This is a genomic window from Peptoniphilus sp. Marseille-Q6390, assembly GCF_965119475.1.
Map to the genome: position 1 here is coordinate 515,641 of NZ_CBCPLS010000001.1, position 12,978 is coordinate 528,618.

The window sequence follows — 12,978 nt, forward strand, 5'->3', positions numbered from 1 at the left end:
TATATGGGTGAAGGATTTTTTTATTATTTTAAATAAAATTTTTGGAGGACAAAATGAAAAATTTAAAGAAAATGGTAAAAGTTATTGCTCTAGGTGCCCTTGCACTTTCTCTTGTTGGATGTGCAGGTGATAAGAAAGCAGAAAAAGAAAGTGGAGAAAAAATAAAAATTGGAGCTATCCAATATATTGAGCACGTGTCCCTTGACAATGCCCTAAAGGGTTTCCAAGATAGACTAAAGGAAGAAGGACTTGATGTAGAAGTTGATGTTGAAAATCTACAAGGTGATCAAGCACTAGCTACAACTGCACCAAAGAAATTCCAAGGAGATGAATATAAATTAGTTTACGCAATCTCAACACCAGCTGCCCAAGGAGCAAAGACTGCCCTTTCAAATAAAAATATTATTTATTCAGCAGTTACAGACCCAGTGGAAGCAGGACTAATTGAATCGGCAGATAAAATTACAAACATCACAGGAGTTAACGACGCAGTTTCTGCAAAGGACCAACTAGAATCCTTCTTAAAGATTTATCCAAATGTAAAAACCATTGGAACAATTTTCTCAACTAACGAAGTTAACTCAAAGATACAAGTTGAAAATTTAGAAAAAGCTTGTGATGAACTTGGACTTAAACTTGAAAGTGTTGGAATCAATAACATCAACGACATTGGTCAAGCTCTTTCAACTCTTACAGAAAAGATTGACGCCTACTATGCACTAACTGACAACACAGTTGCCTCTGCTGGACCAGTCCTTGCAGAAAATTTATTGAAGGACAAGATCCCATCCCTTTCTGCTGAAGAAGGTCAAGTGTCTAAGGGACTTCTAATGAGTGAAGGTGTTGACTACTATGAACATGGAAGGCAAGCAGGAGAAATGGCAATAAAGATCCTAAAGGGAGAAGACATAAAAAATATTCACGCAGAAAACAACAAGACTTCAAAGAAAAAGATCAACGGCAAAACTGCTGAAGCTCTTGGACTTGATTTAAGTAATGAAAATCTTAAGGATGCAGAAATTTTAAACTAAAAATCTCACTGAGATAAGCAAAATAAAAATTATATAAAAACTTTGGACGAAATTATAAAAAAAAGACTTGACTTTGTTCTGCTAGCAGAATATACTAAATGTAATTTAATTGAAGCGTTGAAAGAGAAAAAAGAATTTTTAGTGATTTTAAGAGAGTTGCCGGCTGGTGAGAGGCAATACACGGAAATTTAACATACACTCTAAAGCTTATTTGTTGAAGTTAGTAGGCAAGTACGGAAGCCACCGTTATCTGAGGCTAGAGGTTGTTAGACCTTAAAGTGAGGTAATCTTTTAGATTATAAAATCGGGTGGTACCGCGAAGTCAGTCTTTCGTCCCAATGTGGATGAAAGACTTTTTTTATTTTATGGAGGTTTTTTATGAAATTTAGAAAGTTGTTTGTTTTGCTTATGATGTCCCTTGTCCTTGCGGCTTGTGGAAAGACTGAAAATAGTAGAAATTCAAAAGTAGAAAGCTCTACAGAAACAAGTGGTGGAAAAAAAGTTGGCGTAATTCAAATTGCCGACCATATTGCACTTGAAAGAGCTAGAAAGGGTTTTGAAGATGAACTTAAAAAGACAAACCCTGATGTAGAAATTATTACAAAGAATGCCAATGGAGACTTAACGGTTGTCCCATCAATTATTAAGTCCTTCCAAGACAAGAAAGTTGATTTAATTTACGCAATTGCTACACCAGCTGCTCAAGGAGCAAAGAACGGTGAAAAGGAAGTTCCAATTATCTTTAATGCAGTTACAGATCCAGCATCTGCAGACCTAGTTAAAAACTTGGAAGAACCTGAAGAAAATATAACAGGAGTTTCTGATTACTTCTCAATACAAGCTCAACTAGAAGAAATGATCAAGATCTTCCCAAATATTAAAAACATTGGAGTTATGTTCTCAACAAATGAAGCCAATTCAAAATTCCAAATCGAAGAACTAAAGAAGGCTGCAGATGGTTTTGGACTTAACGTTGTGGAAGTTGGAGTAAACAATATTAACGACGTATCAACAGCTATAAAGACAATTGAACCAAAGATAGACATCTTCATGTCAATCACAGACAACACAGTTTCATCTGCATCAACAATAATTGCAGAGTCACTAAAGGCTGCTAAGATCCCTTCCTTTGCATCAGAAGAAGGACCAGTTGAAAATGGAATTCTTGTAAGTGCAGGAGTTGACTATGTTGACCTTGGCAAGAAGGCAGCAGGCATGGCAAGTGATATCCTTGGTGGCAAGGCTGTAAAAGATGTTCCAGTTTTATTCTCATCTGACACAAGAAAAGTTGTTAACAAGAAAACTGCTGAAGCTCTTGGCCTAGAATATGATAAGAACTTAATGGATAATGCAAAAGTAGTTGAATAGATGAAAAATAATTAAAACAAATTAGGAGGAAAAAGTTGAATTCAGTAATAATGGAATCCATTGTCATGGGACTTATATTTTCCATATTGACAATAGGAGTTGTAATAACCTTTAAAATTTTAGATTTCCCTGACATGTCAGTGGAAGGGACTTTCCCACTGGGGGCCTTCGCCTTTGCTAAGATGTTGACACTTGGCATGAATCCTGTGCTTGCTATGGTGGTTTCACTTGCAGCAGGGGGACTTGGAGGCTACATCACATATATTTTATTTAGGAAGTTTAAGATCCAAGCTATCTTAGCTGGGATCCTAACAATGACATTTTTATATTCAGTGAACCTAAGAATTACTGGTACGCCAAATGTTACTTTTTTCGATTATAAAACTATATTTCAACTTTTTGAAAGCCTTCCTAAGATGTTAATTCTTGCAATAATAACACTTGTTATAAAATTAATTCTTGATTGGTTTTTAAAAACTGAGAAGGGCTACCTTCTTTTGGCAACAGGAGACAATGAAACTCTTGTTAAGTCCCTTGGGAAAAATCCAGACAAGTACATTGCAATTGGCCTTGTAATATCCAATGCACTTGCAGCACTTGCTGGAGCTTTAATGGCACAGTCCAATGGTTATGCAGACATAACAATGGGACAAGCCATAATAGTATCAGCACTTGCATCAGTTATAATTGGCGATGCCTTCTTAAAGAATGCAAACTTTTTAAATAGGACAACAAGAGCCATCATCGGTGCAATAATTTACAGGATCATCTATGGAATCGCCCTTTACCTAGGACTTGCTCCAAGTGATTTAAAGGGAATAACTGCAATTATCGTAGTATTCTTCATAGTTTACAATAATGTTTCTTCAAAGGGACTATCTGTTTTAAAAGGAAAGAGGGAAGAAAATGCTAAGAATTAAAAATTTATCAAAAACTTTTTACAAGGGTATGGAAGAAGAAAATCAAATTTTTGATAATTTCTCCCTTGATATAGAAGAAAATAAGTGCGTTGCAATTTTAGGACCTAATGGTTGTGGCAAGTCTACACTTTTTAATATGATTTCAGGTTCACTTAATCCTGACTCAGGAGAAATAATGCTGGGAGATGTGGACATTGCAAAATTATCTGAAGACAAGAGGGCAATAGACATTGGAAAGGTAAACCAAGATCCATCAAAGGGAGTTTGCCAAAGTCTTAATATTTTAGAAAATATGTCTATGGCCTTTAAGAAGGGTCACAAGTTCACCTTCAAGAGGTTAATCGATAAGAACAACATCGACCAAATTATAGAAAAGCTAAAGTCTATTGACCTGGGACTTGAAAACAAATTAAAGACTCAAGTAAAGTTTTTATCAGGTGGACAAAGACAATCACTATCTCTTTTAATGGCAACTGTAAAGAAGCCAAAAATTCTTTTATTAGATGAACACACAGCAGCCCTTGATCCAAAGACTTCAAAGATAATAATGGATAAGACCAATGACCTTATCAAGAAGGAAAAAATCACAACACTAATGATCACTCACAACTTAAAAAATGCTATTGACTACTCAGACAGAATTATAATGCTAAATAAAGGCAAGGTTGTCTTAGATATCCTTCCAAGCCAAGTTACAGAAGAAGAACTAAATAGGATCTACAACGAAAAGATTGAAGAAGAAAACAATGTAGAAGTAGAAAGTATGACAGGAGTAAAGCAAGTAGAAAAAATTGCATAAATTTCATAAAATAATAACATGAAAAAATCCTACCCACTGAAGGGTAGGATTCTTTTTGAATATAAAATTTTATTCTATCTTAATTTAAGAGTAAATTCCTTGCCAATTGCTTGTTCTTCAATAGGCATTTCTCTGTTGTCATAGCTGTGAACTGTCACTCTGTATAATTGGCATTTTAGTGTTTTTATTTCATTTAAAAGTTCATCGGAAGTAACTTTGCTAATGACTGGTGAAAAGTATAGGTTGGATTTATTTTTCTCTGCTTCGTGAGTTTCAAAATATACGAACCTATTTTTAGAATCTCTGGCTTTTATTGAATAAATATATCCATCTTCGCTGTCAGGATAGCTTAGTACAATTTTTTGTGAAGCTGGACTTGTAGTAAAGCTTTCAATGACAATGTTATTAGTATCTGGAATAGTAAAGTCCTTTGCTATAAGATTTTTATTCATTTTCATTTGAGACATATCTATATTTGTTGAAAGATTAATTTTTTTCTTGTCTCCTAAAAATTCATCAAAGGAAAATTCTAAATTAACTTTGCCTTCTTTTGGTAAGGAGTCTTCCAAAGCATATTTAAGAGTATAGACATTTACTTTTTCATCTTCAGGTAAAGTATAGGCAGAGCCAGTAGAACTAAGAATTATATTTTTCTTGCCATTAACCTTAAGTTCAGTTAAGTTAACTTCTCCAGAGGGTATTTTTTCTGAGTCATTTAGGCTTAAAATAACTGTGTATAAATTGTTATCTTCAATAATAAATTTATCTAGAATATATTTTTTGCCATTTATTTCAAAAGCTTCGTTTAAATTTACGCTGTACTCATCAACTTCCCTTGACAATCCCATGGCATCAGATAAAGTAATTTTAAAATTACTTGCTACTTCTTTTGTCTTTGCCAATACATAACCACCAGATGTGTGGTTTGTTATTCCTAAAATCAATATAAGAGACGCTGCTATTGCTACAATTCTTTTATTAAACTTATTTTTCTTATTTTTTATTTTTAATGATTTCACAGTTCTTTTTAGTTTTTCTCTTTCGAAATCATTAAGAGGAACTTCTTCATATTCTATTTTCATGTCGTTTAATTCATCATAAATATTATTTTTCATAAAAACTTTCCCTCCATTTTTTTAAAAAATTTCTTCCTCTGCTAACTTTTTTGTAGGCATTTGCTGTGGAAATATTTTGTTTTGATGCTGCCTCTTTATAGGAAAGACCATGGATAAAAATATTTTCAAAAAGTTTTTTATCTTCATCATTTAAAAGTGAAAGGACTTCTTCTATTTCTAAATTTGAAGATAAATCTGAATCGACGATTTTTGAATCTTCATCTAGTCTAAGGCTTTCAAATTTAATTTCTTTTCTAAGAATATCTATGGCTCTATATTTAGCAACAAGGGCACACCAATTTTTAAAAGTGGATCTACTTGGGTCAAAGTATTCTATATTTTGCCATATACTTAGGAGAGCATCATTCATAGCTTCTTCCCAGAGGTTTGGATATTTCCAAAGTGTTTTTGAAATAACACCTTTTAATATTTTTCCATATTCTTCAATAAATATATAAAGGGCATCTTCATCTCTCTTTTTTAGCCTTTCTATCAAGTCTTTATTATCCATATTTCCTCCTTCACTTATATATTCGTGATAGAGATAATAATTCTGACAAATTTTTAAAATTAAAATTTATGAAAAATAATTTTGAGCGCAAAAAAAACTATCCTGGTCATCCAAGATAGTTTTTAAAATTAATATTTAAGTTCTTTATTTGAATAGATAGAGTAAGTTAATACTATCATCAAGATAAATATCACTGCATTTGCTATTAGGCCAAATAGGTTTAGGTTTGCGCTGACAAAACTATAAGGTCTAAAGGCTTCGTTAGGGAAGTAAGTAACCACCATTCCAAAGACGTCGCCAATAACTTTTCCTACAATTGTAAGTAGTACAAGAAGGAATACAAAAAGTGCAGATACTGCATCTTGATGTAGGGCTGACTTAGACATTGAAGAGAAGAAGAATCCAATGGACATAAAGACAAGACCAGAGCCAAGTAGTCCAACGAAAACTTTTACAAGTCCTTCAATAATTTCAAAGCTTGTAACTTGTGGAGTGTCGCTTCCAAGAGAAGAAACTCCAAGAACAAGTCCAAAACTTGCAAGTGCCATAATAATTAAAAATAAAATATAAATTAAAATATTTGCTGTGAACTTTCCAGTTACAATTTCTGATTTAGAAATTGGGTTTGAATAAATATATTCAATGTTACCTGAAGATTGTTCCTTTGCAAGGGAGTTAGCTCCAAGTTGCATTGCAAATACAAAAATTAATATTCCAAGATAGTGGTAAACTAGGGCAAGATAGTCGCCAATGTTTACTATATCCATGCCTTCATAAAAGCCCAAGATATTTTTTGTCGGCTCGTTAAAACTTTCTAAAACTGAATTAAAGAGCGAATTCATTTGTGACTCTGCAAGGAAGGGATAAAAGGCAAGCATAAGTCCCAGTAAAATTATTAGGACAATGGCCCAAGAAATCATCTTTGCAAAGTTTGATTTAAATTCCATATTAAATATCATCTTTGTCCTCCTTTAGCTTTGTTTCTTCACTAGCATTGAAGATGCCTTCATTAGAGGTATCAAATACTATTGTGTCGACAGAAGTTTTTTCTTCCTTTGGAGGATCAAGAACTTCTCCTTGAGGAGTCTTTGGATTTTCTCCAAGAACTTTTTCAGAATACTCTTCATCAACGAATAGGTTTGTCTTTGTGTTGTGGACTGTATCTTTTTCCATTTCATCTTCGCTTATGCCTTCAACACTATTGAAGTTGTTATCAGCTTGGTCTAGCTTAACAGTAGCCTCACTTACTCCATTAATAGTATCTGCTTCTATAGTTGAAGTTTCTTCTAGCTTGATATCCTTAGATTCAATAGGAGCTTCAGGCTTTCTTCTTGGAAGTTTTGCATTTTCTCCCTTGTAGTAAGCTTCAACCTTGTCGCTTAGCTCAGCATCTTCAAGAATATAATTTTCTAAACCTTCTTCATAGATAATTTTTGAAAGTTCTGGAAGAGGACCGTCAAAGTAAAGGATAGTTTCGTCTTCTTCGTCTTTGATAATTCTTGCTCCAATGGAAGTAAAGTAATTTAAATTGCCCCTGTAGGAATCAATTTTTAGGACCTTATCTCCAGCTGCCTTTACATTGTTGTACTCAATGTCTTGAACCTTACCATCAGATAGGTAGGCAATACGAGCAGAATATTTTTTTGCCTCTCTTAGTGACTCAGATAGGAGTAAAACTGTTAGGTTTTCTTGTTCATTTAATTTCTTCACATGAGAGAAGAGTCTGTCAATGTCCTTGTCATCTAAAAACTTAGAAGGATTGTCTAAGATTAAAAGTCTTGGCTTAATAATTAGGGCGTTAATAATAGCTAAGAGTTTTCTCTCCCTGTCTCTCAAGTCACAAACCCTTAAGTTTGAATTAAATTCAAAATAATCACAGAGGATGTCAATGTCTTCTGTGTTGGATAGGTTGTGTGCATTAAGTGTCTTTTTTAATAGTGCGAAGGACTTGATCTTTGAATCGAAGATCATATCTTCTGGCACAAGAGACACGCTTTCTTTTATTTCTTTTGATTCTTTAAATGAATCCATATCATAAACCTTAATAGATCCGCTATTAGGTTTTAAAAATCCCATTATAATTTTTGCAAGAGTAGTCTTTCCAGATTTTTCAGTTCCAAGTAGGGAGAAGAATTCTCCTTCAAGGATTTCAAGATTTAATTTTTGTAAAACTTTATCTTTACCCTTGCCCTTTGTCAGGTCATTTATGACGATGGCACTCATACTATTCACCTCTTTAATAATTGATAAACTCATTATACAATAAAAAATATTTAAATAAAAGATTAGTAAGCCCATCTTAGTTAAATAATAGAAAAGATTGAATCAAAATCATTTCAAATTTTTATTTTTTATAACTTATTGTATATTCACAAGCTAGTAAAAATTTATGACTTTATAGAAAGTTATGACTTCATAGAAAGTTAGGACTTCATAGAAAACTATGACTTAGTAGAAATTTGTGAATTAATAAAAATTTACAACTTTACAAAAACTTATGACTTTATAAAAATTTTACAAGTTGAGGACTAAGACTAATTAAAATAAAATGACTTAAAAAGTGGCTTGTGATATAATTTTACTTTGAATGGAGGTTTTTAAATGAAACTTGGAATCGTGGGACTACCTAACGTTGGTAAGTCTACTTTATTTAATGCCCTAACAAGTGCTGGAGCAGAAGCTGCAAACTATCCCTTTGCAACAATTGAACCAAATGTTGGGGTTGTAAACGTGCCTGATGAAAGACTAGAAGTTCTTTCAAAACTAAATAACTCACAAAGAATTGTCTACACTAATATAGAATTTTATGACATTGCTGGACTTGTTAAGGGAGCCAGCAAGGGGGAAGGACTTGGCAACCAATTTTTATCGAATATCCGTGAGGTTGATGCCATTGTCCACGTTGTAAGATGTTTTGACGACGAAAACATTATTCACGTTGATGGTTCAGTTGATCCTTTGCGTGACATTGAAAATATAAACCTAGAATTAATTTTCTCTGACCTTGAGCAAGTTGAAAATAGGTATGGAAAGGTTGCAAAAAAAGCAAGAGCTGAAAAAAATCTTGCAAAAGAAAGAGACCTTTTAGAAAAAATTAAGACTGCCCTTGAAGAAGGAAGGTCTGCAAGAGAAGTTGAACTTGATGAGGAAGAAAAGAAAATTATCAAGAACTATTCACTTCTTAGTGCAAAACCTGTTATCTATGTTTGTAACGTTGCAGAAAGTGAACTAACTAAGGATGACAATAAGTATGTAAAGGCAGTAAGAGAATACGCAGAAAAAACTGGCGACGAAGTTGTAGTTATCTCTGCTGAAATTGAATCAGAAATAGCTGCCCTTGATGAAGATGAAAAGGAATTATTCTTAGAAGAGCTTGGTCTTGACTCCTCAGGTCTTGATAGGTTAATTAAGTCAAGCTACAAACTCCTTGGACTAATTTCCTTTATCACAACTGGAGAAATGGAAACTAGGGCTTGGACTGTTAAAAAGGGTTCCAAGGCACCAGTTGCTGCAGGAAAAATCCACACAGATATGGAAAGAGGATTTATTAAGGCAGACACAATTTCTTACCAAGACCTTGTTGACTCTGGCTCTATGGCAAATGCGAGGGACAAGGGACTTATTAGAAGTGAAGGAAAGGACTATGTCGTTGAAGATGGCGACGTAATTGTCTTTAAGTTTAACGTATAATTAAGCTGAAGAAAAAAGGTGATTTATGATAAAAATGCTTTCAATGGACCTGGATGAAACTCTCTTAACAAGCGATAAGGTTATGACAGAATCCTTTAGGCCCTTTGTGGAAAAATTAAAAGCTAATAATATTATTCCCGTGGTTGCAACTGGAAGAGAATTCTACACTGCTCACAGGTTTGTGGGCGAAGATCTTGAGATAGATTTAATTTGCAACAATGGAAATATTATTAAGAATAACAAAACTGGAAAACTTGAATTTGTAAATCCCATGTCAAAGGAAGATGTAGATTTAATTATGTCCTTTGACAATAATGACAAGGTCTATTCCACAATTCACGTTGAGAGGGAAGATGGGATTGACCTCCTATACAAGAAAAAGAATTTTGATTCTCTTGAAGGGACTTATGTGGATGCCTTTAGGGGAAGAAATCTTGGACTTGATAACTTTGATGACTTTGAAGGTCATCCTCTTTCAATTGTTTTTGCAGGAAGTCACGACGACTTAGTTGAACTTAGAAGGAATATAAAAGATGGAATTGGAGATGATAAGTTCAACTTCCATCTTATGAAGATAAAGAGACATCCAAAGTGGATGTTGGAAATCCTTCAAAAGAATGGGGACAAGTTTTTCGGCGTAAAGAAGTATGCAGAAAATAGAAATATAAAACTAGAAGAAGTTGCAGCCATTGGCGACGACTCCAACGACAAGATGCTTGTAGAAAATGTTGGACTTGGCTTTGCCATGATAAATGCTGTTGATGTCTTAAAGGAAGTTGCTGATGTGGTTTCTGACTATGACAACAACCATGATGGCGCAATAAAAATTTTAGATAAGGTTTTATTTGGTGATTAAATGAATATTAACTGGTACCCTGGTCACATGAAGAAGACCATAGAGGATATTGAGAAGAAGTTAAAGCTCGTTGACTTTGTAATAGAAATTATAGATTCCAGAATCCCCTTCTCAAGTAGAAATCCTCTCTTTGATGACCTCTTAAAAAACAAAAAGAGGCTTCTTATTTTTAACAAGTCAGACCTTTCTGATCCTAAGTTAAACGAACTTTGGATGGACAGACTAACTGATGAGAACAACTTTGCCATCTCCTACAATGCAATGAAGCCCAATGTTGGTCTTGTTGTAAATAAGTCGGAAGAACTCATGGCAGAAGAAATAAAAAAATTTGAAGACAAGGGCCTTAACAAGGGACCTCTTCGTGCCATGATTGTTGGGATTCCTAACTCAGGCAAGTCAACTTTTATCAATTCAATATCAGGCACAAGGTCAGCCAAGACTGGAAACAGGCCAGGAGTTACCAAGGTCAACCAGTGGATAAAGATTCATCCCAAGCTCCACCTTCTTGACACGCCAGGAGTTCTTTGGCCAAAGTTCCAAGATAAGGTTGGACTTAACCTTGCCTTTACTGGTGCCATAAAAGATGAAATCATGGACAGGGAGACTCTTGCCTTGAGATTAATTGAAAAGTTAAAGGAAATAGCTCCTCCTTCATTAGAAGAAAGATACAAGCTTCAAGATATCCGTGACATGACTGGAATTGAAATCATGGATGAAATTGGAAGTAAGAGGGGAGCCCTAATGCGTGGAGGCTACATTGATTATGAAAAAGTCTCTGGCATTATCCTAGATGAATTTAGGAAGGGAATCCTTGGCAGGATTACATTGGAGGTTCCAGATGAGTTTTTATAATTTTGAAGAAGAATATTATGAAAAGGGCTACAAAAATATTTGCGGAATAGATGAAGTTGGCAGGGGATGTCTCTTTGGCGATGTAGTTTCCTGCGCAGTAATTATGCCAAGGGGAGAATACATTGAGGGAGTAAATGACTCCAAAAAATTATCTCCCAAGAAGAGGGAGGCCCTCTACTTAAAAATTTTAGAATCTGCAATTGCAGTTGGTATTGGCAGGGCAAATGCTGACATAATTGATAAGGTAAATATTAGGATGGCAACCCACATCTCCATGATCAACGCTCTTGAAAATTTAAGAGACAGTGAAAATAATAAAATCGAAGCTGACTGTGTATTAATTGATGCAGAAACTATTGACACTGGAATTTTTCAAAAGGCAATAGTTAAGGGTGACGAGTCTTGTTACTCCATTGCCTGTGCATCTATTGTTGCAAAGGTCTACAGGGACAATTTATGCAAGAAGTGGGCAGAAGAATACCCCCAATATGGACTTGAAAAGCACAAGGGCTACGCAACAAAATATCACAGAGAAGCTCTTAAAGCTTACGGTCCAAGTGACATGCACAGAAAAACTTTTTTAAAGAATATAAAATCATGGTAGGACATAATTTATTTTTCGGTAATCGTGGGGAAGATATTGCCACAAAATTTTTAGAAGACAAGGGCTACCTTATATTAGATAGAAATTATCGCGCCCTTGGGACAGAAATAGATATTATTGCACGTGACAAGGATGAACTTGTCTTTGTAGAAGTGAAGTCACGTAACTCGAGAAAGTATGGAGATGCTTACGAAGCTGTCACAGATTATAAGATGCAAAATATTATTCAAACAGCAACAGCTTACATTATGGCAAAGGGGCTTTTTGATATTATGGTTCGCTTTGACATAATCGAAGTTTATTTTAATGAGAAGGAAATCAATCACATAGAGTCGGCATTTATGCTTTCATAAAACTAGGTTAAGCCTAGTTTTTTTATTTGCAATAATTACTTGCTAATTAAAAAACTTGTGTTATTATAGTTAATAGAAAAAAACATAGTAATTTTGTATGAATTATTTTTAATAAATGGAGGAAGTATGACAGAGTTATTGAGAATAGAAAATTTAAGCGCAGGCGTAGAGGAAAAGCAAATTTTAAAAAATATAAATTTGAAAATTAATTACGGCGAAGTTCACGTAATCATGGGACCAAATGGTTCTGGTAAATCTACTCTTGCCAATGTAATCATGGACAATCCTGTTTACAATGTAACAAGCGGAAAGATCTACTTAGATGGTGAAGACATAACAGATCTTACTACAGACAAGAGAGCAAACAAGGGACTATTTATGTCCTTCCAAACTCCAGAAGAAGTTCCTGGAATTTCTGTAGAAAACTTTATTAGGACTGCAAAGTCTTTAAAGGAAGACAAGACAATTTCAATTTTAAAATTTAAAAAAGAAATTAAGAAGGAAATGGAAGAATTAAAAATGGATTCTTCTTACGCAGAAAGATATTTAAACGTAGGCTTCTCTGGTGGAGAAAAGAAGAAAAATGAAATTCTTCAAATGTTAATGTTAAAGCCTAAGCTTGCTATTCTTGATGAAACAGACTCAGGTCTTGACGTTGATGCAACAAGAATTGTATCAAGTGGTATTGAAAAATATTTAAACAAGGACAATGCAGTTTTAATTATCACCCACCACAAGGAGTTAATCGACAACATTAAACCTGACTTTGTTCACGTTGTATTAGATGGTGAAATTGTAAAAGAAGGAGACGCTTCTCTAATCGATAAAATCGAAAAAGAAGGATTTAACTGGATAAGAGAAGAGGTGAAATAATTTGGT

At 34.2% G+C, this 12,978-nt stretch carries 14 protein-coding genes and 2 other annotated features (1 of these 16 only partly in view); of the genes, 10 read left to right on the forward strand and 4 right to left on the reverse strand.

Annotated features, from left to right (window positions below):
• Positions 1–5: a binding site (T-box leader), on the forward strand; it begins 224 nt to the left of the window's first position.
• Between the two features lie 48 nt (positions 6–53).
• The 4 genes from ACWPVO_RS02510 (at position 54) to ACWPVO_RS02525 (ending at position 4,118) form a co-directional block, all read left to right on the forward strand.
• Entirely contained in the window at positions 54–1,031 is a 978-nt protein-coding gene (locus ACWPVO_RS02510; protein WP_454206317.1) for an ABC transporter substrate-binding protein, read from the forward strand.
• 108 nt (positions 1,032–1,139) lie between these two features.
• Positions 1,140–1,372: a binding site (T-box leader), on the forward strand.
• A 37-nt stretch (positions 1,373–1,409) separates the two neighbouring features.
• Positions 1,410–2,399, forward strand: a complete 990-nt coding sequence (locus ACWPVO_RS02515) for an ABC transporter substrate-binding protein (RefSeq protein WP_454206319.1) — start codon at positions 1,410–1,412, stop codon at positions 2,397–2,399.
• A 35-nt stretch (positions 2,400–2,434) separates the two neighbouring features.
• A complete protein-coding gene (locus ACWPVO_RS02520) occupies positions 2,435–3,319 on the forward strand; it encodes an ABC transporter permease (protein ID WP_005956138.1) in 885 nt (294 codons plus the stop codon).
• Positions 3,306–4,118 carry an ABC transporter ATP-binding protein gene (locus ACWPVO_RS02525; protein ID WP_454206321.1) on the forward strand — a complete coding sequence of 271 codons (813 nt, stop codon included), beginning with the start codon at positions 3,306–3,308 and terminating at the stop codon, positions 4,116–4,118. The genes ACWPVO_RS02520 and ACWPVO_RS02525 overlap by 14 nt, the downstream gene beginning before the upstream one ends.
• Before the next feature lie 74 nt (positions 4,119–4,192).
• Here the strand turns inward: ACWPVO_RS02525 and ACWPVO_RS02530 are convergent, their stop codons facing one another.
• The 4 genes from ACWPVO_RS02530 to ACWPVO_RS02545 form a co-directional block, all read right to left on the reverse strand.
• Positions 4,193–5,233: a DUF4179 domain-containing protein gene (locus tag ACWPVO_RS02530; RefSeq protein WP_454206323.1), complete on the reverse strand. Its 1,041-nt coding sequence runs from the start codon at positions 5,231–5,233 to the stop codon at positions 4,193–4,195.
• Positions 5,223–5,744 (reverse strand): sigma-70 family RNA polymerase sigma factor, encoded by a 522-nt coding sequence (locus ACWPVO_RS02535; protein WP_454206325.1) that lies wholly within the window; start codon positions 5,742–5,744, stop codon positions 5,223–5,225. The genes ACWPVO_RS02530 and ACWPVO_RS02535 overlap by 11 nt, the downstream gene beginning before the upstream one ends.
• A 128-nt stretch (positions 5,745–5,872) precedes the next feature.
• Positions 5,873–6,703 carry an ABC transporter permease subunit gene (locus ACWPVO_RS02540; protein ID WP_060799374.1) on the reverse strand — a complete coding sequence of 277 codons (831 nt, stop codon included), beginning with the start codon at positions 6,701–6,703 and terminating at the stop codon, positions 5,873–5,875.
• Positions 6,693–7,967 carry an ATP-binding cassette domain-containing protein gene (locus tag ACWPVO_RS02545; RefSeq protein ID WP_454206328.1) on the reverse strand — a complete coding sequence of 425 codons (1,275 nt, stop codon included), beginning with the start codon at positions 7,965–7,967 and terminating at the stop codon, positions 6,693–6,695. The genes ACWPVO_RS02540 and ACWPVO_RS02545 overlap by 11 nt, the downstream gene beginning before the upstream one ends.
• A 378-nt stretch (positions 7,968–8,345) precedes the next feature.
• Between ACWPVO_RS02545 and ychF the strand changes: the two genes are divergently transcribed.
• From ychF to sufC, 6 genes are all read left to right on the forward strand, one after another.
• Positions 8,346–9,434 (forward strand): redox-regulated ATPase YchF, encoded by a 1,089-nt coding sequence (ychF, locus tag ACWPVO_RS02550; RefSeq protein WP_454206330.1) that lies wholly within the window; start codon positions 8,346–8,348, stop codon positions 9,432–9,434.
• Between the two features lie 25 nt (positions 9,435–9,459).
• A complete protein-coding gene (locus ACWPVO_RS02555) occupies positions 9,460–10,290 on the forward strand; it encodes an HAD-IIB family hydrolase (protein WP_412275923.1) in 831 nt (276 codons plus the stop codon).
• A complete protein-coding gene (ylqF, locus tag ACWPVO_RS02560) occupies positions 10,291–11,142 on the forward strand; it encodes a ribosome biogenesis GTPase YlqF (RefSeq protein ID WP_454206332.1) in 852 nt (283 codons plus the stop codon). It begins immediately after the preceding gene.
• Positions 11,129–11,746: a ribonuclease HII gene (locus ACWPVO_RS02565; protein ID WP_270673977.1), complete on the forward strand. Its 618-nt coding sequence runs from the start codon at positions 11,129–11,131 to the stop codon at positions 11,744–11,746. The genes ylqF and ACWPVO_RS02565 overlap by 14 nt, the downstream gene beginning before the upstream one ends.
• The gene (locus ACWPVO_RS02570; RefSeq protein ID WP_195443263.1) at positions 11,740–12,099 is read left to right on the forward strand and encodes a YraN family protein; all 360 of its coding nucleotides are present in this window, start codon (positions 11,740–11,742) and stop codon (positions 12,097–12,099) included. Before ACWPVO_RS02565 ends, ACWPVO_RS02570 begins: the two co-directional genes overlap by 7 nt.
• Before the next feature lie 126 nt (positions 12,100–12,225).
• On the forward strand, positions 12,226–12,972 hold the full coding sequence (gene sufC, locus ACWPVO_RS02575; RefSeq protein ID WP_454206334.1) for a Fe-S cluster assembly ATPase SufC: 747 nt from the start codon (positions 12,226–12,228) through the stop codon (positions 12,970–12,972).
• Positions 12,973–12,978: the final 6 nt, after the last annotated feature.